This window comes from Promicromonospora sp. NPDC110617 (assembly GCF_055598465.1).
Genome location: NZ_JBVKBM010000001.1, coordinates 1,549,384 through 1,571,244, shown reverse-complemented (window position 1 = coordinate 1,571,244; position 21,861 = coordinate 1,549,384). Strand labels below are relative to the sequence as shown.

At 73.2% G+C, this 21,861-nt stretch carries 16 protein-coding genes; 12 read left to right on the top strand and 4 right to left on the bottom strand.

The window, feature by feature from the left end:
• Positions 1 to 771: 771 nt before the first annotated feature.
• Positions 772 to 3,516 carry a glycosyltransferase family 8 protein gene (locus ACZ7LE_RS06845; protein WP_470402551.1) on the bottom strand — a complete coding sequence of 915 codons (2,745 nt, stop codon included), beginning with the start codon at positions 3,514 to 3,516 and terminating at the stop codon, positions 772 to 774.
• Positions 3,517 to 3,660: 144 nt separating this feature from the next.
• Between ACZ7LE_RS06845 and ACZ7LE_RS06840 the strand changes: the two genes are divergently transcribed.
• Together ACZ7LE_RS06840 and ACZ7LE_RS06835 are read left to right on the top strand one after the other, a co-directional pair.
• On the top strand, positions 3,661 to 5,358 hold the full coding sequence (locus ACZ7LE_RS06840) for a DUF885 domain-containing protein (RefSeq protein WP_470402550.1): 1,698 nt from the start codon (positions 3,661 to 3,663) through the stop codon (positions 5,356 to 5,358).
• 135 nt (positions 5,359 to 5,493) lie between these two features.
• Positions 5,494 to 6,228: a Maf family protein gene (locus ACZ7LE_RS06835; protein WP_470402549.1), complete on the top strand. Its 735-nt coding sequence runs from the start codon at positions 5,494 to 5,496 to the stop codon at positions 6,226 to 6,228.
• A 57-nt stretch (positions 6,229 to 6,285) separates the two neighbouring features.
• Here the strand turns inward: ACZ7LE_RS06835 and ACZ7LE_RS06830 are convergent, their stop codons facing one another.
• On the bottom strand, positions 6,286 to 7,284 hold the full coding sequence (locus tag ACZ7LE_RS06830) for a hypothetical protein (protein WP_470402548.1): 999 nt from the start codon (positions 7,282 to 7,284) through the stop codon (positions 6,286 to 6,288).
• Positions 7,285 to 7,722: 438 nt separating this feature from the next.
• Between ACZ7LE_RS06830 and ACZ7LE_RS06825 the strand changes: the two genes are divergently transcribed.
• The 4 genes from ACZ7LE_RS06825 (at position 7,723) to ACZ7LE_RS06810 (ending at position 11,147) form a co-directional block, all read left to right on the top strand.
• Positions 7,723 to 9,528, top strand: coding sequence for an acetyl/propionyl/methylcrotonyl-CoA carboxylase subunit alpha (locus ACZ7LE_RS06825; protein WP_470402547.1), 1,806 nt, complete (start codon positions 7,723 to 7,725; stop codon positions 9,526 to 9,528).
• Positions 9,529 to 9,653: 125 nt separating this feature from the next.
• Entirely contained in the window at positions 9,654 to 10,124 is a 471-nt protein-coding gene (locus tag ACZ7LE_RS06820; protein WP_470402546.1) for a hypothetical protein, read from the top strand.
• A 48-nt stretch (positions 10,125 to 10,172) separates the two neighbouring features.
• On the top strand, positions 10,173 to 10,673 hold the full coding sequence (locus ACZ7LE_RS06815; protein WP_470402545.1) for an NUDIX domain-containing protein: 501 nt from the start codon (positions 10,173 to 10,175) through the stop codon (positions 10,671 to 10,673).
• Positions 10,674 to 10,682: 9 nt separating this feature from the next.
• Complete coding sequence (locus ACZ7LE_RS06810; RefSeq protein WP_470402544.1) at positions 10,683 to 11,147, top strand: hypothetical protein; 465 nt, start codon at positions 10,683 to 10,685, stop codon at positions 11,145 to 11,147.
• 189 nt (positions 11,148 to 11,336) lie between these two features.
• Here the strand turns inward: ACZ7LE_RS06810 and ACZ7LE_RS06805 are convergent, their stop codons facing one another.
• On the bottom strand, positions 11,337 to 12,893 hold the full coding sequence (locus ACZ7LE_RS06805) for an NAD(P)H-quinone dehydrogenase (protein WP_470402543.1): 1,557 nt from the start codon (positions 12,891 to 12,893) through the stop codon (positions 11,337 to 11,339).
• Positions 12,894 to 12,973: 80 nt separating this feature from the next.
• On the opposite strand from ACZ7LE_RS06805, the gene ACZ7LE_RS06800 reads away from it, so the two are divergent.
• Positions 12,974 to 13,813, top strand: coding sequence for a purine-nucleoside phosphorylase (locus ACZ7LE_RS06800; RefSeq protein ID WP_470402542.1), 840 nt, complete (start codon positions 12,974 to 12,976; stop codon positions 13,811 to 13,813).
• Between the two features lie 77 nt (positions 13,814 to 13,890).
• Positions 13,891 to 15,600, top strand: coding sequence for a phospho-sugar mutase (locus ACZ7LE_RS06795; protein ID WP_470403287.1), 1,710 nt, complete (start codon positions 13,891 to 13,893; stop codon positions 15,598 to 15,600).
• Between the two features lie 4 nt (positions 15,601 to 15,604).
• Here the strand turns inward: ACZ7LE_RS06795 and ACZ7LE_RS06790 are convergent, their stop codons facing one another.
• Positions 15,605 to 16,675: an LCP family protein gene (locus ACZ7LE_RS06790; RefSeq protein WP_470402541.1), complete on the bottom strand. Its 1,071-nt coding sequence runs from the start codon at positions 16,673 to 16,675 to the stop codon at positions 15,605 to 15,607.
• A 122-nt stretch (positions 16,676 to 16,797) separates the two neighbouring features.
• Here ACZ7LE_RS06790 and ACZ7LE_RS06785 point away from each other — a divergent pair, with 122 nt between their 5' ends.
• From ACZ7LE_RS06785 to ACZ7LE_RS06770, 4 genes are read left to right on the top strand one after another with little or no spacing between them, the layout of a single operon-like run.
• The gene (locus tag ACZ7LE_RS06785) at positions 16,798 to 18,108 is read left to right on the top strand and encodes a glycosyltransferase family 4 protein (RefSeq protein ID WP_470402540.1); all 1,311 of its coding nucleotides are present in this window, start codon (positions 16,798 to 16,800) and stop codon (positions 18,106 to 18,108) included.
• Positions 18,108 to 19,835 carry a glycosyltransferase gene (locus ACZ7LE_RS06780; protein WP_470402539.1) on the top strand — a complete coding sequence of 576 codons (1,728 nt, stop codon included), beginning with the start codon at positions 18,108 to 18,110 and terminating at the stop codon, positions 19,833 to 19,835. Before ACZ7LE_RS06785 ends, ACZ7LE_RS06780 begins: the two co-directional genes overlap by 1 nt.
• Positions 19,832 to 20,731 carry an ABC transporter permease gene (locus tag ACZ7LE_RS06775; protein ID WP_470402538.1) on the top strand — a complete coding sequence of 300 codons (900 nt, stop codon included), beginning with the start codon at positions 19,832 to 19,834 and terminating at the stop codon, positions 20,729 to 20,731. Before ACZ7LE_RS06780 ends, ACZ7LE_RS06775 begins: the two co-directional genes overlap by 4 nt.
• Positions 20,721 to 21,848, top strand: coding sequence for an ABC transporter ATP-binding protein (locus ACZ7LE_RS06770; RefSeq protein ID WP_470402537.1), 1,128 nt, complete (start codon positions 20,721 to 20,723; stop codon positions 21,846 to 21,848). Before ACZ7LE_RS06775 ends, ACZ7LE_RS06770 begins: the two co-directional genes overlap by 11 nt.
• The last annotated feature ends 13 nt before the right edge of the window (positions 21,849 to 21,861 follow it).

The window sequence follows — 21,861 nt, the reverse complement described above, 5'->3', positions numbered from 1 at the left end:
ACCGCGTCGAACGGCGCGCACTCGGCGCCGGTCACCGGGTCGCGGAGCACCAGCCGCCGGTCGCGCACCGCCCGCGACTGGTGGCCCAGGTACGGGTCCGCGGTCTCGTGGATCCGCCGCTGGGCCGGCGTGACGAACTCGCGGTCGTGCGCCCGCGGCACGTCCGGGCTGAGGAACTCCTCCTGCCACCACGCGACCGCGTCGGCGGACAACGGCTCCCCCGCCTCGGCCGCCTCCTCGAACGTCAGCACCCGGGGCCGTGTGGCGGCGAAGTAGAGCTTGATCACGGCGGGCTGCAGCGTGCCGACGTGCGCGGCGTCGGCCTCGGGCAGCGGGCCGAGGGCGGAGTAGGCGGCCCAGACGCGGGCGCACGCGGCGGCGTCATCGGACGCGAGGAACGCCGCGAGGTGCTCGGCATGCTCGCGCCGCGCGGTGTCCGCCGCGGGCCCGCCGAGGAGGGCGAGCAGCACCACGGGGAGCGGCCGCGGCGAGCGCGCCTGGAGCGCGGAGAGCCGGTCGGGGAGCGGCACGTCGTCCGCCCCGCGGGGCGCGTCCCGCCACTCGGCCCATGCCTGGGCGCTCGTCGGGTCGAGGAGCAGCACCTGGCCGAAGGCGTCGTCCACCTCGGGCGCGGGCGCGCCCGCCGCCACGAGATCGCGCGCCCGGCGCTTCGCCGCCCGCAGTTCGGCGTCGCCGCCGGGAGCGCGAAAGGCCCGGACGGGGTGCCGCACCTCGCGGTGCGGTACCCCGTCCGGGCCCCTGGTCATCAGGTCAGGCCGCGGCGCGCCGCGACTCGACGAATGCGCTGCCCTTGTCCCAGAGCTCGCGGTACTTGACGTACAGCTCCTGGTTCCAGGGCTTGAGCCAGCCCGCCCAGTGGACGATGCTCGGGTCGGTCACCGTCTCCTGCGTCGGCCAGTTGTTCCAGGCCGGCGCGATCTTGCGGTACCGGGAGCCGGCGTAGCAGTTCAGGATCTCCTGGTCGTTGAGACCGTAGGTCTCCACGTACGCCACGTAGTCGGCGGTGAAGCCCTCCGACCGCATCTGCGCGAGGTCCATGAGCAGGATGCCCGCGTTGAAGCCGTCGAAGTCGTTCGGGTGCCGCTGGTACATCGCACGGAAGAACTCGTTGGCGACCACGGGCTCCTCCGTCAGACGGCGGCCCTGCTTCAGGATGTTGCCGAGGCCGCTGCGCACCCCGTGCCCGACGGACGGACGGGCGGCGAGCGGGGCGCCGCCGAGGTCGACGTCGTGCAGCGTCGCGATGTCCTTGACGGTCAGCGCGTCGATGTCGTGGTAGACCACGCGGTCGAGGTCCGGGAGCAGCTCCGGCAGCAGCAGGCGGTCCATCGTGGAGACCGTGATGTGCTTGAGCATGCCGAGCACGGGCCCGTAGTCGATGTCGTCGCAGGCGATCCACTCGAAGCTGACCTCGGGGAACAGGCCGGCGAGCCGGTCGTGGTCCGCGGTGGTGTGGTCACGCGTGAGGGCGACGACGTGCAGCGGCCGGTCCGAGTGCTGGACCAGACCGCCGATGACGATCTCCATCTCCTGCTTGAGGTTGCCGTCCAGCGCGACCGCCACGTTGACGACCTCGCCGGTGCGCGGCGCGGTGGCCGGCGCCAGCACGCGCGACGCGCGCGCCGTCCGGCACGCCTCGTCGACGTCGAAGGACGCCGTCAGCTTCATGATCGGGGCGGCGAACCGCTCCTCGGCCAGGGCGACCTCCGGCGCGACGGTCTTGCGCCACTCGGCGTAGACCTCCTCGCGCGACTTGCCCTGGAGCACGAGGGCCATCGACGGCGCGAGCAGACGACGGATGCGCTCGCGCATCGCGTTCAGGTCGTTCTCGTCGGCGTCGAGCAGGCCGGCGAACCGCACGTCGGCCCGGTTCTTCGGGGTGAACTGCACGTTCGCGCCGATCGACCACGACGGCAGGTAGCAGTGCAGGCGCGAGGTGACGACCTGGCCGAACTCCGAGCGGTAGCTCTCCAGGAGCCCCAGCGCCTCACGGACGTTCGGGCCCATCGACGTCCAGCGGACGTCCTCGTGCACCTGCGTGATCTGGATGGCGTCGTCCGTCGGCGCCGGGGTGTCCACGTAGGCCGTGGGGCCACCGACCGGGACCGGCGCGGCGGCGTCCGGGAACACCGTGCTGATGGTCGTGGTGAGGCAGCCCGAGAAGAAGGCCGGCACGCCGCGGGCGAGCAGCAGGTAGACCGTGTTCCAGTCGCGGCAGCCGATCGGGCCGTGCGCCTTGAGGTACTCGATCGCCTCGGGCGTGAGCATGTTCGGACGGTTCACGTGGAACGAGATGAACAGCGGGTTCACGTTCGGGTTGAACGGGAAGTCGTAGGCCAGCCCGAAGATGTCCTGCATGTACCAGCCGAAGGCGATGGCCCACGTGTTCTCCGGGACGGCGTCGAAGGTCGACGAGTCGCGGTTGAGGGCCATGAGCTGGACGTCGGCACCCGGGCCGTCGATCGCCAGCTCGGGGCGCACCCGGCCCTGGAGCTCGGAGACCACCTCGACGAGCTCGTCGTCGCCGTGCAGGCGCAGGTTCGCGTGGCGGACCAGGTGGCCGAGGCTCGCGATGGTCTGGACGTAGTCGCCCACGTTGGACGACGTCGTGCCCTCGTCCGGCTGCTTGTAGTCGATGACGCCGAACGACACGTGCCCCTGCGGGACGGTGGCGGTCCGCGGCGTGATGGCGCGCGCCGTGAAGTCGGCAAGCAGCTCGATACGCCGGGTCAGCGCCTCGTCGGCGTCACCGGCCTCGCGGGCCGCGTCGATCGCGCGGGACGCGGCCGTGTACTCCTTCACGGCGAAGAAGATGGACGCCATGTTGTAGAGGGGCTTGGCGCCCTGCACCACGCCCTGGTCGATCCACTTGACGACCTCGTCCACCACGCCGAGCTGGCCCACCTGGGCGGCGGTGCGGAGGAACTCGACCGGCGCATTCCGGGCCACGGCGTCGCGCGGCACCTCGGAGAACAGGTCCCAGGCGAGGTCGTAGGTGCCGGCGTGGCGGGCGACGAGCGCCCCACCGAGCGCGCCGGCGACGCGGGTCTCGGGCTGGCTGTGCAGCGAGTGGCACAGCGCGCGGGCGCCCACGAGGACCTCGGCGTTCAGCTTGCGTGTGAACCGGCCGCGGATCAGCTTGACCACGGCGTCCGTCAGCGGGACGCCGGACCGCAGGCTGCGCGTGAGCTCGGCGTCGGCGGCCAGGCGCTTGGCGGCGTGGACGTACTGGCGCTTCGCCCGCACCTCCTCCTCGGGCAGGCTGCCGGGCTCGAGGCCGAGCACGACCTCGGTCATCTGGCGGTACGAGCCGCGCAGGCGCGCGGCGGCCTTCTCGTTGACCGTCGGCTTGACCGACGACCCCGAGGACGGTGCCTTCGCAGCTGCCTCGGCGGACTTCTTGGGTTGCGGCGCGCTGGTGCCGGCCCAGCGATCAGCCGTCCTGGCGATTTTGCGAAGTGCGCGACGGCGCAGGCTCCGGCCTCGAACGTTCATCCATATACCTTTCTCGGGGTCGGCGAGCTGGGCGCTCAAGCCGGGGACGATCGTACCGTCCAGGCCGATCCAGGGGCCCCACGAGCGCCACATAGCACGTTAACTTCTCGTTTGTCACCGGCGAGGCACGTAGGCTCGGCCGACATGACCAGCCCTGTGCGCACGTCCACGCAGATCGACGTCATCGCCGATGACTACGTCAAGCGTCTCACTGAACTCGCCCCTTTGTCCGCCACAGCCATGGGCCTGCCCGGACACGACCACGAGATCGGCGATCTCTCGCCCGCCGGCCACGAGGAGCTGGCCCGGGCCGGACGGGACGTCCTGGCCCGGCTCGACGGCGTGCAGCCCGCCGACGACGTCGACCGCGTCACGCTGTCCGCCATGCGCGAGCGGGTCGGGCTCGACCTGGAGCTCCACGAGGCCGGCGAGGGACTGCGCAACCTGAACAACATCGAGTCCCCCGTGCAGGGCCTGCGCGACGTCTTCGACATCATGGCCACGGACTCGGTCGAGGCCTGGGAAAACATCGCCTCCCGCCTCAACGGCCTGCCGGACGCCGTCGACGGCTACATCGAGTCGCTGACGGCGGCGGCCGCACAGGGGAACGTCGCCGCGATCCGGCAGGTGCGCGAGTGTGTCGACCAGGCGCGCGAGCTGGCCGGGGACGACTCGTTCTTCACGTCGTTCACGCGCGGCGCCGCCGTCGACGCGGTGCTGGACGAGTCAGCCGCGTGCAGCCTGGTCCGCAAGGAGCTGGAGCACGGCGCGACCGCCGCCCGCGAGGCCTACGGGAAGCTCGCCGAGTTCCTGGAGCGCCACCTCGCGCCGCAGGCCCCCGAGGCGGACGCCGTCGGCCGCGAGCGCTACACCCTGTTCTCGCGGTACTTCCTGGGCGCGAAGGTGGACCTCGACGAGACCTATCAGTGGGGCCTCGACGAGCTGGCTCGCGTCGTCGCGGAGCAGGAGCAGGTCGCCGCGCAGATCGCCGGGCCGGGCGCCACGGTCGAGCAGGCGGTGGCGGCGCTCGACGCCGACCCCGCCCGCAAGCTCCTCGGCACCGACGCCCTCAAGGCCTGGATGCAGGAGACGTCGGACGCCGCGATCACCGCGCTGAACGGCACCCACTTCGACGTCCCGGAGCCCGTGCTCGACCTGGAGTGCATGATCGCGCCGACCCAGTCGGGCGGCATCTACTACACCCCGCCGAGCGACGACTGGTCCCGGCCCGGCCGCATGTGGTGGGCCGTGCCGGCCGGCGTCACGGAGTTCAACACCTGGCGCGAGAAGACGACCGTCTACCACGAGGGCGTCCCGGGTCACCACCTCCAGTGCGGCCAGGCCGTGTTCGCGCGCGAGACGCTGAACACCTGGCGTCGGCTGGCCTGCTGGGTCTCCGGCCACGGCGAGGGCTGGGCCCTGTACGCGGAGCGCCTCATGGCCGACCTCGGCTACATGGACGACCCGGGCGACCGCCTCGGCATGCTCGACGCGCAGCGCCTGCGCGCGGCCCGCGTGGTGTTCGACATCGGCGTCCACCTCGGCCTGCCGGCTCCCGAGCAGTGGGGCGGTGGCACCTGGACCGCCGAGAAGGGCTGGCCGTTCCTGCTGGCCAACGTGAACATGCCCGAGCAGTTCGTCCGGTTCGAGTTCAACCGGTACCTCGGCTGGCCGGGGCAGGCGCCGTCGTACAAGGTGGGGCAGCGCCTCTGGGAGCAGACGCGCGACGCCGCCCGCGCGGCCGTGCCGGCGGGCCAGGAGTTCGACGCCAAGGCCTTCCACGCCCGGGCGCTCAACCTTGGTTCCGTCGGCCTGGACACCCTCCGCGAGGCGCTGGCCTGAGCCTCTCGTGCCCCCGCCGTGTCAGACGTACAGGTCCCTCGGGTGACCTGTGCGTCTGACACGTGACGGGGGTCACTTTCGACAGATCTCGTATTTGCTGTTTCGTCCGCCCGCATTCTCGTTACTGTGTCGCGCGTGCCACGCCTGGTCCTCGCCTCCCAGTCCCCCGCCCGACTCGCGACGCTGAAGTCCGCCGGAGTCACGCCGGAAGTCGTCGTGTCCGGCGTGGACGAGGACAAGGTCCTTGCCGACGCCACGGAACGGTTCGGCGAGCTCGATCCCGCCGACGCCGTGCTCGTCCTGGCCCAGGCCAAGGCCGAGGAGGTGGCGTCCCGGCTGGAGGAGTCCTGGGCCGACGCCGAGGCCCCGGCCGACGGTGCGCCCGCCGCCGAGGCCAGCTCCGCCGCTGACGACGCCGGCTCCACCGCTGACGAGGCGCCCGCCGACGTGATCGTCGTCGGCTGCGACTCCATGCTGGAGATCGACGGCACCATCGTGGGCAAGCCCGCGGACGCCGCCACCGCGCGCGAGCGCTGGCGCGCCATGCGCGGCACCAAGGGTGTGCTGCACACGGGCCACTGGGTGGTCGACCTGCGGGACGACGCCATGGGCGGCACCGGCGGCACCCTCGGCTCGACCAGCTCGACCACGGTCTGGTTCGCCGACATCGACGACGACGAGATCGACGCCTACGTGGCGACCGACGAGCCGCTGCACGTGGCCGGCGCGTTCACCATCGACGGCCTCGGCGGCCCGTACGTCGAGCGCATCGAGGGCGACCACCACGGTGTGGTCGGCATCAGCCTCCCGCTCCTCCGCGAGCTCCTGGGCGAGCTCAACGTCCCCTGGCGAGCACTCCGCACCGCCTGACCGACCGCTCCGCGGCCGGTGTTCGGTCGAACGTAGGGATCGTCGGTCACTGAGCGCTCAGAGTGCGACGATGCCTACGTTCGACAGCCCCGGCGCGGGCCGCCAGCCGAGCCCTCGCAGGCGGCAGGCCAGCTCCGCGCCGACCGTGGGCGTTTCGCCGGCCAACGCCCTGGCGGCCGGGAACCTCATGACGATCACCTGGCCGGTCGCGACCAGCCGGTTCTGCCGCTCGGAGTCGTCGGCGAGCATCGTCTCCCCGGAGTGGAAGGCGCGCCCGTCGATCTCGGCCACGACGTACCGGCCGTCCGGCAGCCGCCACACGAAGTCGACCCGGGCCAGGAAGACGCCGTCCAGCGTGAACATCACCTGCTGACCGTCCGGGGGAACGCCCGAGTCGACGAAGGACAGGCGCGCGAACGACTCTGCTGTCGATCCGTCCAGTGCCTCGGCCAGGTCGAGCAGCCCCCGTGCCCGCTCAACCCCTCGGCGCCCGCGCAGCATCGCGCGCACGTCGTCGAGGCCGCTCTCGCCGATCCGTCCCTCGCGCAGGGCACCGCCGAGCACCGCCACGACCTCGCCGCGCGTCAGGTACGGGAGCGCCTGCGCCAGCGCCGGAACGACCGACGCGATCCGCCTCCCTCGGTACTCCTCGTCGGCGAAGTCCCGGTAGCGCCGCAACGTCACGCCGTCGACCGCCGCATACATCCCGCCTGCTCGCGCCGCCTCGGGCAGCACGGGGGCGACGAGACCGTCGACGCCGAGCAACGCGAGCGCACAGGCGCCGGTCGCGATCCCGTTCGCAACGGCCAGCATCGCCGTCCAGGCGGCCCGACGCCGGAGGTGGTCGTGGCGCCCGTCGCGGCGGCGCTGCCCGGCCGACGTCGGATCCGTGTCGTAGACACCCCGGACGACACGGCACCACCGACCCTGCCCGACGAGCAGGGCCACGGCGTCCTTGTCGAGGCCAGCCGCCGCACACTGGGCCTTGCTCACCAGTCCCTCCTGCGCGGCGGCGACCGACAGCAGCGGCTGGGGCAGGGTGCGCCGAGGTCTCATGCGTCGATCCCACCCCGGCGAGCCCTCACGACGACGCCCCGGGCAGCGCCGCTGTGGACGAACCATCCGAGACGCCCCCTGTGGTCGCGCTCGCTTCCAGCAATCGCCGTCCGGCGTGCCGGTCGCCCACGCCGACAACTCTCCGCGCCCACGCCCCCGGCAGGCGAACGTAGGCTTCGTCGGCGCATGAGCGCTGATGAGCCGACGAAGCCTACGTTCGCCGCCGCCGGCACCCGCCAGCACGCGCCGGCCCGCCGGCGGCAGCAGCCCTCGTTTCCCTGATACCCACAAGGAGCAGCGGCTCAGTGGACTGCACAGTGCCGACGCCATGTCTGAACCCCACAAACGGCCCGCTCCGGGGTTGGTCTGGTCTCCAGACTTTCTCCCGGGTGCCCGGAGCCGGTACATAGGTCCTGGATACCCGGGTTACGGTGAGCCGTGCCTAGTTCCAGCCTGCCCCGAACCATCTCGAAGGTGCTCATCGCCAACCGTGGTGAGATCGCCGTCCGCGTGGCCCGCGGATGCGCCGATGCGGGGCTGGCGTCCGTCGCCGTCTACGCCGACCAGGACCGCGAGGCCATGCACGTGCGGATCGCCGACGAGGCGTTCGCCCTCGGCGGCGCCCGCGCCGCGGACACCTACCTCGACCCCGCCAAGCTGCTCGACGTCGCCCGCCGGTCCGGCGCCGACGCCGTGCACCCGGGCTACGGCTTCCTGTCGGAGAACGCCGAGTTCGCCCAGGCGGTCATCGACGCGGGGCTGGTCTGGATCGGCCCGCCGCCGTCGGCCATCGACGCGCTGGGCGACAAGGTGAGCGCGCGGCACATCGCGCAGCGCGCCGGCGCCCCGCTGGTCCCCGGCACGCCCGACCCGGTCAAGGACAGCAGCGAGGTGCGGGCCTTCGCCGAGGAGTTCGGCCTGCCCATCGCCATCAAGGCGGCGTTCGGCGGCGGCGGCCGTGGCCTCAAGGTCGCCCGCACCTTCGACGAGATCGACGAGCTCTTCGACTCGGCGGTCCGCGAGGCGACGGCGGCGTTCGGCCGGGGCGAGTGCTTCGTGGAGCGCTACCTGGACAAGCCGCGCCATGTGGAGACCCAGTGCCTCGCGGACACCCACGGCAACGTCGTCGTGGTGTCCACGCGTGACTGCTCCCTGCAGCGCCGTCACCAGAAGCTGGTCGAGGAGGCGCCCGCGCCGTTCCTCACGCCGGAGCAGGAGAAGTCCCTCTACATGGCCTCCGAGGCCATCCTGCGCGAGGCCGGGTACGTCGGCGCCGGTACCTGCGAGTTCCTGGTGGGCCTCGACGGCACCATCTCGTTCCTCGAGGTGAACACCCGCCTCCAGGTCGAGCACCCGGTGACCGAGGAGGTCACGGGGATCGACCTGGTCCGCGAGCAGCTGCGCATCGCCGCCGGCGAGCCGCTCGGCTACGACTCCCCCGCGATCCGCGGGCACTCCCTCGAGTTCCGCATCAACGGCGAGGACCCGGCGGCAGGCTTCCTGCCGGCGCCGGGCCGCCTGAACACGATCACGTGGCCGTCTGGCCCGGGCGTGCGCGTCGACACGGGTGTCGTCGCGGGCGACACGGTCTCCGGCGCGTTCGACTCCATGATCGCCAAGCTCATCGTCACGGGCGCCACGCGCACCCAGGCGGTCGAGCGCGCCCGCCGCGCCCTGCGCGAGCTCGTGGTCGAGGGCATCCCCACGGTGGTCCCGTTCCACAAGGCGGTGCTCGACGCCGAGGCGTTCGTCCCGACGGACGGCTCGCCGTTCCGCGTGCACACCCGCTGGATCGAGACGGAGTTCGCCGACGAGCTCAAGGCCCTCGCCCCGGCGCCCGCGCCGGCCCCCGAGGACGAGGTCGAGGAGGTCACGGCCGAGCGCGTCGTCGTCGAGGTGGGCGGACGCCGCCTCGAGGTCGTGCTGCCCGCGGGCCTCGGCGTCGCGGCCGGCCGCGCACGCACCGCCAACGCGGCCCGCCGCCCCGCCCGGCGCGCCGGCGGTGGCAAGGCGTCGAGCGGCTCGACGGGCAACACGCTCGCCTCGCCCATGCAGGGCACCATCGTCAAGGTCGCGGTCGAGGACGGCGCTCAGGTGGCCGAGGGCGATCTCGTCGTCGTGCTGGAGGCCATGAAGATGGAGCAGCCGATCCTGGCCCACCGCGCGGGGACCGTGCGCTCCCTGTCGGCGACGCCGGGGGCGGGCGTGACGGCGGGCGCCCCGCTGTGCGAGATCGTCGACTGACCTGGGCCGTCACCGGAACTCATCGGGTGATTTCCGGCATCAAACCGGGTGAAAAGCGGCCCACGAGGCCTGATAGGCGCCACCCGCGCCCATCAGGCCTCGTGTGATCGGCTAGGTTCTGCGACGTGACACGCGTCGTAGTTCTCAGCCCCGAAGAGGCCATCGCCCTCGTCCGTCCTCGCAAGAGCCTTCCGTCGTTCGTCAGCGAGCTGACCTGCGAGGACGGCGTCATCGCCGTCACCGCGGACCTGCGACGCCTGACGTATGCCCCGCTGCCCGTCAAGATCGCGGCCAAGGCCGTCCCGGTCATGCACGCGTCGGCGCGGATCACGTCGGTGTGGCAGAACATCGCGGTGCTCCAGGTCGAGGCGGACGCCGCCGGCCTGCCCGCCACCAAGCTGCTCCCCCTCGCCTCCGGCACCATCGAGAAGATGGCCCGCAAGAGCGGCCTGCCGGAGCACGCCGTGCAGCTCCGCAAGGACGGCACGGTCTCGCTCGACCTGCGCGCGCTGATGCGCGGCCAGTTCACCGAGGTGACGGGCTTCCGGTTCGAGGGCGGCAAGGTCGTCGTCGAGGGTGTCCCCGCGGAGGACTGACCGCGCCGGTCGCTGACAGCCCGCGTCCGGACCTGAGAGACTGACGCCGTGCCGAACCCGACAGTCCCACCCGCAGACCTCCACCGGCACGACGGCGACGGCTGGGTGACCTGCGGGGACCATCGGCACTGGGGTCTGTTCGGCGCGGCGGGGCTGTTCCTCGTGCGCCGGGACGTCGCGGGGGCGCCGTCCGCCATGGTGCTCCAGCACCGCGCCCTGTGGTCGCACATGGGCGGCACCTGGGGCATCCCCGGCGGCGCCCTCGCCCCGGACGAGAAGCCGGAGGACGGCGCCCTGCGCGAGGCCGCCGAGGAGGCGGCGATCGAGCCCGCCGCGGTGCACGTGGTGGGCACGCACGTGCTGGAGCACCCGGCGTGGACGTACACGACCGTCGTGGCCGACGTCGCCCCCGGCCACGCCGTCGAGCCGCGCGCCGCCGATCCCGAGAGCCTCGAGGTGCGCTGGGTCGGGCTCGACGAGCTGGACGGGCTGACCCTGCTGCCCGCGTTCGGTCACGCCCTGCCTCGCCTGCTCGCCTTGCTGGGTTAGGGTCGAATCGTGCATATCCGGATCGCTCCCGAAGAGGCTCTCGGCCTGGCGAGGATCGCCAAGCAGGCCCCGCCCGTCATCAGCTCTGTCGTCGGCGACGGGGACGTGATCCGGGTGGTCGCGGACCTGCGCCGCCTCGAGACCCTGCCCGGCCCGCTCAAGCTGGCCGTCAAGATCGCGCCGATCGTGCGGGGCGACGTCAAGCTGGCCTCGTTCGAGCGCGGGGTCGCCACGCTCGCCGTCGAGGTGAACGCGGCGGGCCTCCCGGCGCACCGGCTGCTCAGCCTGGCAGCGGCGCCGATCGAGCAGGAGGTGGCCAAGCAGGGCCTGCCGCCGGGCGTCGTGGACGTGCAGCCCGACGCCCGGATCGCGGTCGACGTCGAGCGCCTGCTGGAGGCCAAGTTCCCGGGCGTCACCGTCACGGGGGCAAAGGTCGAGGGCGGCCAGATCGTCCTGGACGCCTCCATCTCCTAGGAGCCGGAGCGGAGCCACAGGCTCAGGCGACCGACAGGCAGAGCCTGACCTCTACCCGGCACCGGGCAGACACCACGAATTCGGGGTCGGTTGCTCTGCGTAGACATTGTCTACGCAGAGCAACCGACCCCGAATTCGTACGGTCGCCCCGAGGCCCTCAGCGGCCGAGGTACGGCCGGCGCCTCGGCCCTACTTGCCGACGCGGGCGTCCAGCACCCGCGCGCCCTCCGCGATCGAGCCCGAGAGCGACGGGTAGATGGTGAAGGCGGAGGCCACGTTGTCGACCGTGAGCCGGTGCTGCACCGCCAGCGTGATCGGGAAGATCAGCTCGGACGCCCGCGGCGCCACGACCACGCCGCCGAGCACCACCCCGGCCTCGGGGTGCGCGAAGAGCTTCACGAACCCGTCCTTGACGCCGAGCATCTTGGCGCGCGGGTTGCGCGCGAGCGGCAGCGTGGTGGTGATGTAGCGGGAGTTCTGCGCGCGCAGCTTCTCCTCGCTGTAGCCCACGGTCGCGATCTCCGGGGCCGTGAAGATGTTGGACGCGACCGTGCGCAGCGCCAGCGGCTGGACGGCATCGCCCAGGGCGTGCGCCATCGCGATCCGGCCCTGCATGGCGGCCACCGAGGCGAGCGGGAGCACGCCGGTGCAGTCGCCGGACGCGTAGACGCCGCGCACCGAGGTCCGCGAGACCCGGTCGACCACGACGTGGCCGCCGTCCGACAGCCGGACGCCCGCCTCCTCCAGCCCGATGCCCGACGTCGCCGGCACGCCGCCGACCGCGACGAGCACGTGCGAGCCGTGCACCACGCGCCCGTCGGACAGTGTGACCTCGACGCCGGCGTCGGTACGCACCGCGGACGCCGCGCGCGAGCGGGACAGGACGGTCATGCCGCGGGAGCGGAACACGCCCTCCAGCAGCTCGGCGGCGTCCTCGTCCTCGCCCGGCAGCACCCGGTCGCGGCTGGAGACGAGCACCACGTCCGAGCCCAGCGCGTTGTACGCGCCCGCGAACTCGGCGCCCGTGACGCCCGAGCCGACCACGATCAGCCGCTCGGGGAGCTCCCGCAGGTTGTACATCTGCGTCCAGGTGAGGATGCGCTCGCCGTCCGGCACCGCGGTGGGCAGCGTGCGCGGGGTGGCGCCGAGCGCGAGGAGCACCGAGTCGGCCTCGAGCACCTCGGTCGCGCCGTCCGCGAGCTCCGCGACCACGCGGGTGGGACCGTCCAGCCGGCCCTTGCCCGCGACGATCCGGATGCCCTCGCGCTCCAGGCGGCCGCGGATGTCGGAGCTCTGCGCGCGCGCCAGCGCCAGCACGCGCTTGTTCACGGCCTGCAGGTCCACGAAGTGCTTGCGCTTCTCCGCCGTCCCGGCCGCGGACGCCGCCGCCTGCACACCGGCGCCGCTCAGCGCGGGGGCGGCGTAGGCGGCGACGACGGGGATGCCGCCGGTGGCGAGCGAGACGTCGACGTCGGACAGCGGGTCCACGACGTCGTCGGGCATGCGGATGCCGAGCTCGGGGGCGCGGTCGGCGATGGTCATCCACTCGGCGGTCGCGATGAGCGTCTTCGAGGGGACGACGTCGGTCAGAACCGCCGCGCCGCCCAGACCCTGCTGCTCCACGACCGTGACCTGTGCGCCCAGGCTGCGGGCCACGAGCGCCGCCTCGTAACCACCGGGGCCACCTCCCACGACGACGACACGGTGCGGGACTGCTGCGGGATCGAGGGGGGTCACGGGGTCCATTCTCGCATCGCCGGGAAGTGCGCCGGATCCGCCGCCCCCGTGGGCGCGTGCCCGGGGGAAAGTGGCGATAACCTCGGACCATGAGTACGGAGCCAGATCTGGACGACCCCACGACCGACCCGTTCGACGTCGCCGCCGCCGCCGCCGAGTACATCGCGGCCAAGACCGGGGTGCCGGGGCATGACATCGCCCTCGTGCTCGGGTCCGGGTGGGGTGGCGCGGCCGAGCTGATCGGTGACGTCGTCGCGGAGATCCCCACCGCGGAGATCCCCGGCTTCGTCAAGCCCGCCGTCGAGGGCCACCGGTCCACCACGCGCTCCATCCGCATCGAGCGGCCCGACGGCGCCGTCCGGCACGCGCTCGTGCTCGGCTCGCGCACGCACCTCTACGAGGGCCTCGGCCCCCGCCGCGTGGTGCACGGCGTCCGCACCGCCGCGGCCGCCGGCTGCGAGACGGTCATCCTCACCAACGGCTGCGGCAGCGTGCACATCGGCTGGCGTCCCGGACAGCCGGTCCTGATCAAGGACCACCTGAACCTCACGGGGCAGACGCCGCTCGAGGGCGCCAAGTTCGCCGACATGACGGACGTGTACACGCTGCGCCTGCGCGACGTCGCCCGAACCGTCGACCCGGACCTGCCCGAGGGCGTCTACGCGCAGTTCCACGGCCCCCAGTACGAGACGCCGGCCGAGGTGAAGATGGCCTCGCTGATGGGTGCCGACCTGGTCGGCATGTCCACCGCGCTGGAGGCCATCGCCGCCCGGCACTGCCGGATGGGCGTGCTCGGCATCTCCCTGGCCACCAACCTGGCCGCGGGGATCAGCCCCCACCCGCTCTCGCACGAGGAGGTGCTGGAGGCGGGCAAGGAGGCAGGGCCGCGCATCAGCGACCTGCTCGCCCGAGTGATCAAGCAGATCTGACGCCCGTGGCCACCGACCTGCCGACCGCCACCGGGGCCCCCTCGGCCCCCGATCTCGTCGCGCGCGCCGAGGCCTGGATGGCCGCCGACGTCGACGAGTCCGACGTCGAGGAGCTGCGTGCCCTCGTCGCCCGGACCGGCGACGAGAACATGGGCCACCTGGCCGTCGCCGAGCTCGCCGACCGGTTCTCGGGCCCCCTCCAGTTCGGGACGGCGGGCCTGCGCGGCGCGATGGCCGCCGGGCCGAACCGCATGAACCGCGCCGTGGTGATCGCCGCCGCGGCGGGGCTCGGCGCGTTCCTCCTGGCGGAGGCGGCCGGCGTGCCGCCACGCGTCGTGGTGGGCTACGACGCGCGGCACCGCTCCGCCGACTTCGCCCGCGACACCGCCGCCGTGCTGGTCGCCGCCGGGGCCGAGGTGCTGCTCATGCCCGCGCCCGGGCCCACGCCGGTGCTCGCGTTCGCGGTGCGCCACCTGGCCGCCGACGCCGGCGTCATGGTCACCGCGAGCCACAACCCCGCCGCCGACAACGGCTACAAGGTGTACCTGGGCGGACGGGTCGTCGCGGGGCCCGGGCAGGGCGCCCAGATCGTCCCGCCGTACGACGCCCGGATCGCGGGCGAGATCGCCCGCGTGGGCGCCGCCAAGGACGTGCCGCGCGCCGAGTCCGGCTGGACCGTGCTCGGCCCGGAGATCACCGACGAGTACCACCGGGCGGTGGCCACGCTGCACGACGGCGAGCCGCGCACCAAGCTCCGCATCGTCACCACCTCGCTGCACGGCGTGGGCGGCGTCGCCGTCGCCCGCGTGCTCGCGGAGGCGGGCTTCGACGACGTCGTGCCCGTGGAGGAACAGGTCGCGCCCGACCCGGACTTCCCCACCGTCGCCTTCCCCAACCCGGAGGAGCCGGGCGCGATCGACATGGCGCTGGCCCTGGCCCAGGACGCCCACGCGAACCTCGTCATCGCCAACGACCCGGACGCCGACCGCTGCGCCGTCGCCGTGTTCGACCCGCAGTACGGCACCTACCAGGGCGCCGAGACGGCGGGGTCGCAGGGCTGGCGCATGCTGCACGGCGACGAGGTCGGCATGCTGCTGGGCTGGGACGCGGGCGAGCGGGCCGCGCGTGCCGGGACCGGCGGCACGCTGGCCTGCTCGATCGTGTCGTCGCGGGCGCTGGCCGCCATCGCGAACCACCACGGCCTGCAGCACGCCACGACGCTCACCGGGTTCAAGTGGATCTCGCGCAGCCCGGGCCTCGTGTTCGGGTACGAGGAGGCGCTGGGCTACTGCGTCGACCCCGTGCACGTGCGGGACAAGGACGGGCTGTCCACGGCGGTCGCCGTCGCCCAGCTGGCGAACCGGCTGAAGAACGAGGGCCGCACGCTCCTGGACCAGCTCGACGACGTCGCGCGGGCCTGCGGGCTGCACGTCACGGGACAGGTGTCGGCGCGGTTCGAGGACCTCGCCCGGATCGAGACGACCATGACGTGGCTGCGCAACGCGCCGCCGTCGGAGCTGGCGGGCTCACCCGTGAACTCCGTCCGGGACCTCGCCGAGGGCCTGAACGGCCTGCCGCCCACGGACGGCGTCGTGCTGCTCACCGTCGACGACACCCGGGTGATCGTGCGCCCCAGCGGCACCGAGCCCAAGATCAAGTGCTACATCGAGGTGGTCGCGCCGATCGACCCCGCGGCGTCCGCCGAGGAGCTGTCCACGGCGCGCGTGGCCGCCCGGGAACGCCTCGCCCTGGTGCAGGCGGACCTGCGCTCGATCCTGGGCCTCTGAGGGGCTACTTCACGACGGCGGGCAGCACGTCCATGGTGCCCTCGTTGGCGGCCATGTAGTCGGGCAGCTCGTCCGCGGCCACGGCCTGCATGAGCGGGTCGAACGAAGCGCGGTCGAGCACCACGATCGACTGCCCGTCGGCGCTGCGCCCCGTGCCCGAGTAGGGGGCGGTCATGAACGTGATGTCGTTCGTCGAGATGTCCTGCGCGCTGTTGAACAGCTCCTGCATCCGGTCGAAGGTGAACCCCTCGTCCACGGCCACGGAGCTGGTGACGGCCCCGAGGAACGAGGCCATCTTCAGCGGGTCGCTCCGGTTGTTGTTGGCCTTGGCCACGATGGCCCGCATCCAGGCCTGCTGGCGCTGCACGCGGCCGAAGTCGCCGTTGGCCAGGGCGTGGCGCTCACGGGCGAAGGCGAGCGCCTCCTCGCCCGTCATGGCCTGACGCACGGAGCCGCCCGCGCCGTCGGGCACGGTGATCTCGACGCCGTCGAGCGAGTCGGTCAGCGTGGTGAAGGACTCGAAGTCGGTCACCGCGAAGTGGTCGATGCGCACGCCCGTGAGGTCCTCGACGGTCTGGATCATCAGGCTCGGGCCGCCGTAGGAGAACGCGGCGTTGATCTTGGCCTCGCCGTAGCCGGGGATGGGCACCCAGGAGTCGCGCGGGATGGAGATGGCCGCTGCGCTCTGCCGGTCGGCCGACAGGTGCACGAGCATGATCGCGTCGGTGCGCTGGGCGCCGGCCTCCCAGGCGGAGGGGTCGCCGGCGGAGATCCGACTGTCGGAGCCGAGCACCAGGATGTTCACGGGGGCGGTGGGCCCCTCCACGGGGGCCGCGCTGGGCCGGGTCGAGGGGTCGATGCCCTCGAACGCGTCGAGCCGCTCCACGTTGCCGTCGAGCGAGGCCCGGTAGCCGAACCAGGCGGCGGTCGCGCCGCCGCCCACGAGCAGCAGGGCGCCGACGACGATCCCGGCCACGAAACCCTTGCCCCGCCGGCCGCGCCGCGCGTGACGCAGCCCGCCGTCCACCGGGTTGGGTGCGGAGAGATAGTCGTTCATTCGATCGGGAGCGGCCATGGCCGATGATCTTAGTATCGATTTCGGCTACTACGCTTATGCGTGCACCGCAACCGGAGAAAGCGTTTGCGGGTGAATTCCCATAAAGCCCGGCCAACCGCCGCAGAGAGAGGAGAGCCCGCGTGGTCGCACGCGCCCGACGCCCGCAGAACCGCGCGATTCTCCTCGTCACACACCACTACGCACCCGAGTCGGGAGCCCCGCAGAGGCGCTGGGGTGCCCTGGCCGGGCACCTCGTCCCGGCGGGTTATCCGGTGACGGTTCTGACGCCCCCGCCGCACTACCCCTCGGGAAAGATCACCCATTATTCACCCGCTTTCCTCCCCGGGGCGGTGGCCCGGGGCGACAATGACGAAAAGATCATCCGGGTGAATTTCCGGGAGCATTCCCACGGGCTCGGTTCGCGGGTGGCGGACCAGGTCGTCGCCGCCGTCAGCTCGGTGCTGCGCGGTGTGCGGCCGTCCGCGGGCCGGCCCGCCGTCGTGATCGCCACCGTCCCGGGCATCCCGAGCGTCGTCGCCGGCTGGGCCCTCGCCCGCTGGTACCGGGCCCGCCTGATCGTGGAGATGCGCGACGCCTGGCCCGACCTGATCGAGCCCAGCGGCATCCTGCTGCGCCGGGGCCGGACGGGCGACCTGCGCCGCGTGGTCCGCGACCTCGCGGCGCGCGTGGTGCACCGCACCGTCACGCGGCTGCAGGCCCGGGCGGACCTCGTGGTGACGACGACCGCCGCGTTCGCCGAGGTGCTGCGCTCCCGCGGCGTCCGGAACGTCGCGGTGGTGCGCAACGGCACGGCGTTCGAGCCGGTCCGGGAGCACGCCCCCGTCGTCCTCGGCGACCGGCCCCTGCGTGTCATGTACGCGGGCACCGTCGGCCGGTCGCAGGGCCTGGACGTCGCGGTCCGCGCCGCCGCCCTGGTCCAGGAGCGCGGGTACGCGCTGGACGTGCGGATCGTGGGGCACGGCAACGAGCTGGAGCCGCTGCGCCGGCTGGCCGCCGAGCTCGGCGCGCCCGTGCGCGTGGAGCCCTCCGTGCCGTCCACCCAGGTGCGCGAGCTGTACGCCTGGGCCGACACCACGGTCGTCTCCCTGCGCGACTGGGCCCCGTTCGAGTGGACCGTCCCGTCCAAGCTGTACGAGGTCATGGCCTCGGGCGTCATCGCCTCCGCGTGCCTCGCGGGCGAGGCGGCGAGCCTCGTCTCGGCGAACGGCGCGGGCGCCGTCGTGCGTCCCGGCGACGTCGAGGGCCTCGCCGACCTGTGGTGCGGCTGGCTGTCCGACGGCGTGGTGCCGGCCGCCTCGCCCGACGCCGCCGCGTGGGTCGCCGAGCACGCGAGCGACGAGGTGCTGGGCCACCGCTACGCGGAGCTGCTCGACGAGCTGCTCCCCCACCCGCTGCGGCTCGAGCCCGCCGACCGAGGGGCCCGGTACTGATGGCACGACCGTTCCGGCGCGCGGGCGAGCTCGCGCGCAACCTGCGCTTCACCACGTCCTTCGTGGCCCGCACCGTGGTCGAGGACCCGCTGTGGCTCGCCGTCCAGGCCGCCCGGCGGGCGCCCGAGCGGATGCGTCGCCCGCTGGTGGGCGCCCTGCGCCTGGCGGCGGCGCCGTCCGCGCGGCACGCCCTCGGGAGCATGCTCGCGGGCGACGCCGCGGGCGCCGCCCGCGAGGCGGAGGCGCTGCTGGCACGCCCCGCGGGCCGGAGCCGCCGCATCGCGGCGGAGGTCGCGGTGGCGGTGGGCCGCCCCGAGCTGGTGGACGGGGTCGCCGCGGCAGGCCCCGCGCGCTACCGCGCGGCCTGGCTGCTGGGCGACGTCGAATCGATCGGGCCCGACGCGCCGGCCGGGCTGCGCGCGCAGGTGGCCGAGCTGCGGCCGGGTCTGCGGGACTCCCGGGCGGCCGAGCCGGCGACCGCCGGGACCGCCCGCGGCGAGCGCCCCGTCACCGTGCTGCACCACCTGACCAACTCCCTGCCGCACACCCAGAGCGGCTACACCCTGCGCTCGCACGCGATCCTCGTGGCGCAGCAGGCCCACGGGCTCGCGGCGTCGGCGACGACGCGGCCGGGCTATCCCCTGACCATCGGCTCGCTCGCCGCGCGCGGGACCGACGTCGTGGACGGCGTCTCCTACCGCCGGCTGGTCCCGGCGCGCGCGGAGCCCGACGCCGGGCGTCGTGCCGCGCAGGAGACGGACCTGCTGGTCGCGGCCGTGCGCGAGGTCGGGGCGGACGTGCTGCACACGACCACGCCGTCCGCCGTCGGGTCGCTGGCCCGCGCCGCGGCGCGCCGCGCCGGGATCCCGTGGGTCTACGAGGTGCGTGGGCTGCCCGAGGAGACGTGGGTGGCCGCGCACGGGACGGCGGAGGCCCGGGCGCGGGCGGCGGCGTCCCGCCGTCGGGCGCTGATGCAGGCGAAGGAGACCGAGCTGGCGCTGGCCGCGGACGCGGTCGTGACGCTCAGCGGCACGATGCGCGACGCGCTCGTGGCGCGGGGTGTGCCCGCCGGGCACATCACGGTGGTGCCGAACGCGGTGCCGGACGTGCTGCTCACCGCGCACCACCCGACGCCGGAGGCGGCGCGCGCGGCCCTGGGCCTGCCCGCCGGTCCCGCCATCGGGACCGTGAGCAGCCTGGTCGACTACGAAGGCCTGGAGACCGTGGTCCGCACGGTCGCGACACTCCGTGCGCGGGGCCACGACGTGACGGGCCTGCTGGTCGGCGACGGCGTCTCGCGGCCCGGCCTGGCGCGGCTGGCACGCGAGCTCGGCGTGGCCGACCACGTGGTGCTGCCCGGCCGGGTACCGCCCGCGGTCGCGCTGACGTGGCTGGCGGCGCTCGACGTCGTGCTGGTGCCCCGGCGCGACCACGAGGTGACGCGCCTTGTGACGCCGCTCAAGCCGGTCGAGGCCATGGCGGTGGGCCGGCCGGTGGTGGCGAGCGCGCTGCCCGCGCTCGTCGAGGCCGTGGGGGGCGCAGGACTGCACGTCGACGCCGACGACCTGGAGGGCTGGGCCGACGCCGTCGGCTCGCTCCTGGACGACGCCGGACGGCGGGCCGAGCTGGTGGAGCTGGGCCACGGGGTGGCTACGGAGAGGACATGGGTGCGCAACGCGGAGACCTACCTGGGCGTCTACCGGCAGTGCCTGGGGGTGACGGCATGAGCGCGGGTCCCGAGACCGGGTCGTACGCGGCCCTGTTCGACGCCTCACCGACGACGACGAAGCTGGTGACGCTCGGCAACCTGTCGCGCGTGGGAGCGCGACCGCCGCTCGGGCAGTACGTGGCGCTCCTGTGGGCACGCCGGCACTTCCTGTGGGCGGACGCGCGCGCGAAGGTCGCCAGCGGGACCCGGCAGAGCCTGCTGGGCAAGGCCTGGCTGGTGCTGAACCCGCTGATCGACGGCACGGTCTACTACCTGGTGTTCGGCGTGCTGATGAAGAGCTCGCACGGCATCGACAACTTCATCGGCTACCTGCTGATCGGCGTGTTCCTCTTCCAGTTCACCACCCAGTCGATCAACGGTGGCGCGCGGTCGGTGCAGACCGGCAAGAACCTGATCCGAGCGTTCACGTTCCCGCGCGCGGCGCTGCCGATCTCCGTGGTGCTGCGCAATCTGCTCAACCTCGGGCCCACGCTGGTCACCCTCGCCGTGCTGATCTACCTGACGGCGCCGGCCGAGGAGTACACCTGGCGCCTCGCGCTGGTTCCCGCCGCCCTGGCGCTCCAGGTCATGTTCACCACGGGCCTGTCGCTCCTGGTGGCCCGGTGGGCGGCCGCGCTGCCGGACATCACCAACCTCATCGGCATGGTGATGCGCGTCTGGCTGTACGCCTCGGCGGTGTTCTTCTCGTTCGACAACCTCATCGACGACCCCGTCCAGCGGATGTGGCTGGAGGCGAACCCCATGTTCATCGTGCTCGACATCGTGCGGGACTGCGTCCTGTACGCCACGACGCCCGACCTGATGCGCTGGGTCTGGCTCGGCGGCTGGAGCGTGGGTCTGCTCGTGGTCGGGTTCGTCGTCTTCTGGCGGGCGGAGGAGAGCTATGGCCGCTGACCTCGACTACCCGATGCCCCCGCCGCTGGGCCAGAACGGCCCGGCGTCCATGCCGCTGCCCGCCCAGGCGGCCCAGCGGCCGCTCACCGGCGCCATCCCGATGTCGGTCCAGGCGCCGCCCCACACCGGGCAGTTCGCCGCCGTCGGGCCGAAGTCCGGGAGCACGCCCGTCCTGTGGCCCACGGTGGCCGTGCAGGGCCTGCGGATGTTCTACCGGACGCCGTCCACGGACACGACGCACGGCCGGCGTGCCAAGGTGAAGCGCGCGGTGCTCAACGTGCTGGGCCAGGAGCCCAAGGTGACGGTGCGCGCCCTGACGGACATCTCGTTCGTCGCGAACTCCGGCGAGCAGATCGGCCTCGTGGGGCAGAACGGCTCCGGCAAGAGCACGCTGCTGCGGATCATCGCCGGCCTGGAGAAGCCCACCAAGGGTCAGGTGCTCGCCGAGAGCACGCCCGTGCTCATCGGCGTGAACGCCGCCCTGGTGCCCGACCTGCCCGGCGAGGAGAACGTGCGCCTCGGCTGCCTGGCCATGGGCCTCTCCCCGGCCGAGGCCGAGGCCGCGATCCCGGACGTCATCGAGCTGGCCGGACTGGGCAAGTCCATCTACCTGCCCATGCGCACGTACTCCTCGGGCATGGCGGCGCGCCTGCGCTTCGCCATCGCGACGGCGGCGCGCCCGCACATCCTGCTCATCGACGAGGCCCTGGCCACCGGCGACGCCGCGTTCAAGGAGCGCAGCGAGGCCCGGATGACCAGGCTCCGCGAGCAGGCCGGAACGGTGTTCCTGGTGAGCCACGCGGCGCAGACCATCGAGGAGTCCTGCACCCGCGCCATCTGGCTGCACCACGGCCGCCTGGTGCTCGACGGCGAGGCGCAGGACGTCGCCGTCCGCTACCGCAAGTGGGCCTGGGCCTTCGCCAAGGACCAGCCCGAGGAGGCCAGGCGGATCCTCGAGGAGGCGTTCGCCGAACGCCGCGAGACGCAGGTTCGGATCGACGCGCCGGAACCGCCCAAGGGGCGGGTGCGGGAACGGCACGCGCGGCCGACCGGCAAGGAACTGAAGGCTCTGGAACGAGCCGCACGCACGAGAAGCACTGCTCAGGAGGACATGTGACCACCCGCCCGCT

Excerpts from the sequence above, each read along its gene's own strand:
- ACZ7LE_RS06830 (WP_470402548.1), bottom strand. The coding sequence starts at position 7,284 with ATGAGACCTCGGCGCACCCTGCCCCAGCCGCTGCTGTCGGTCGCCGCC.
- ACZ7LE_RS06790 (WP_470402541.1), bottom strand. The coding sequence starts at position 16,675 with ATGGCCGCTCCCGATCGAATGAACGACTATCTCTCCGCACCCAACCCG.
- ACZ7LE_RS06780 (WP_470402539.1), top strand. The coding sequence starts at position 18,108 with ATGGCACGACCGTTCCGGCGCGCGGGCGAGCTCGCGCGCAACCTGCGC.
- ACZ7LE_RS06800 (WP_470402542.1), top strand. The coding sequence starts at position 12,974 with ATGAGTACGGAGCCAGATCTGGACGACCCCACGACCGACCCGTTCGAC.
- ACZ7LE_RS06805 (WP_470402543.1), bottom strand. The coding sequence starts at position 12,893 with ATGGACCCCGTGACCCCCCTCGATCCCGCAGCAGTCCCGCACCGTGTC.
- ACZ7LE_RS06775 (WP_470402538.1), top strand. The coding sequence starts at position 19,832 with ATGAGCGCGGGTCCCGAGACCGGGTCGTACGCGGCCCTGTTCGACGCC.
- ACZ7LE_RS06795 (WP_470403287.1), top strand. The coding sequence starts at position 13,891 with ATGGCCGCCGACGTCGACGAGTCCGACGTCGAGGAGCTGCGTGCCCTC.
- ACZ7LE_RS06770 (WP_470402537.1), top strand. The coding sequence starts at position 20,721 with ATGGCCGCTGACCTCGACTACCCGATGCCCCCGCCGCTGGGCCAGAAC.
- ACZ7LE_RS06845 (WP_470402551.1), bottom strand. The coding sequence starts at position 3,516 with ATGAACGTTCGAGGCCGGAGCCTGCGCCGTCGCGCACTTCGCAAAATC.
- ACZ7LE_RS06840 (WP_470402550.1), top strand. The coding sequence starts at position 3,661 with ATGACCAGCCCTGTGCGCACGTCCACGCAGATCGACGTCATCGCCGAT.